The organism is Candidatus Enterococcus ikei (assembly GCF_017316105.1).
In the GTDB taxonomy this organism is placed as follows: domain Bacteria; phylum Bacillota; class Bacilli; order Lactobacillales; family Enterococcaceae; genus Enterococcus_L; species Enterococcus_L ikei.
This window is the reverse complement of record NZ_JAFLWD010000056.1, coordinates 1-1,530: the sequence shown is the minus strand read 5'-3', so window position 1 is coordinate 1,530 and position 1,530 is coordinate 1. Positions and strand designations below refer to the sequence as shown.

1 protein-coding gene is annotated in these 1,530 nt (G+C 34.1%); it reads right to left on the bottom strand.

Annotated features, from left to right (window positions below; all coding sequences use genetic code 11):
• Window positions 1-1,198: adhesive domain-containing protein (locus JZO69_RS16090; protein ID WP_242586918.1), on the bottom strand; the 1,198-nt coding region annotated here is incomplete at its 3' end.
• Window positions 1,199-1,530: the final 332 nt, after the last annotated feature.

Sequence of the window (1,530 nt, the reverse complement as noted above, 5' to 3'; positions counted from 1 at the left end):
TGAAGTTGCCGCTACCATCCGCTGTTCCTGTTCCAATTACTGTTCCACCTGTATTACGAATTTCTACAGTATTACCTGCTGTCGCTGTTCCTGTCACTGTATAACCTGTTGCTGAGGTACCTGTTGTATTGGTTACTACTGGTGGAGCTACAACTGCTGTGGTTCCAGCGTAATAAATATCAGATACACCATCAGCAGTAGTGATTAAACTGACATCAATAGCATCTGCTTTTATGACCGTACCAACAAATCGTGCATCTAAATTTTGAGCTAAACTTGTTGGGCTAGTAATGGTAGTTGGAATCGTAATTGTTGTACTGCCTAATATGGATGCATCAGCTAACTGATTAATTCCAGCTCCTCCTACATCTACTAGAGGAAGTGCTACATTGATGGCAGTATCAACAGTACCTTTTACCGGAAGTAATGCTGCATTGATGGCAGCAGCTACTATGTTACTGGCAATACCACTTCCTGTGGCATTTAAAGCATCAACTGCAGCTTTTAAATCTTGTAAAATAGACTTAACATTTTGTGCCAGAACTAAACCTAGTCCATCATCGATATCAGCACTAATATATGTGCCATCTGAAGCCAATGTTGCGGTTGACTCAAATTCAGCACTACCAAAATTTTTAAGATTATTTAAAGCATCGATTTTTTGGTTAACTGTTGTTAAATCTAAAGTAACGCCTGTCAAACTTCCTAGTGATCCATCAACTATATCTGTTAATAAGGTTGATAAATTATTAACCGCACTCAGCGTCCCTGCTAAAAAGGTTAAATCACCAATAGTTAATGTAATATTTGTATTAATTTGAGCTGATCCGTTTATAGCAACATTTCCATTCAATGCATTCGGAATAGCTAAAACTGCTTGTTTTGTTCCGCTAGTAATAACTGAACCACCAACTAACTCACTTCCAGAAATTGTAAAATCTACATTTTGGGAGGATCCGTCAGCAGCCCAACGGTTTGCAGTAGTAGTTCCACTATTATTTGAGCTAGTAATGTTAGATAGAATTTCTGCATCCAAGATTGCTGCAGAAGCAGTAATTCCATTTGTTAAGTAAAACGTCAATGGAACAGTCAACGGCGCAATAACTAAACTACTTGTCAACACTAATGATAATGCACGATACTTGTTTTGTTTTTTAGACTTAGAAGTTCTTTTCTTTTTTTGCTTATCACTTTTCATAATTATCCTCCTCATATACTCAAAATAAAATACCTAACGAACAATTAGAAGCCAGTTAAAACCAATTCACACTCTCCTTTCGAAAATCTCAAACCATATAAATATTTATTTAAGCTTCTACCTTAGGATTTTATAACCTTTATAATATTTTTGGAAATAATACGAATCAGAAAAACTAATTTTATTTTAATAAAATAATTAAAACACATGTTTCGGAAAGAAAAAAACGGTAAATAACGTTGTATTAACAACGTTTTAAAACCTTGTATATACTAATATAATTTTAATTAAAATAACATATTATATTTTAGTCGTATTATACAGATAATAAT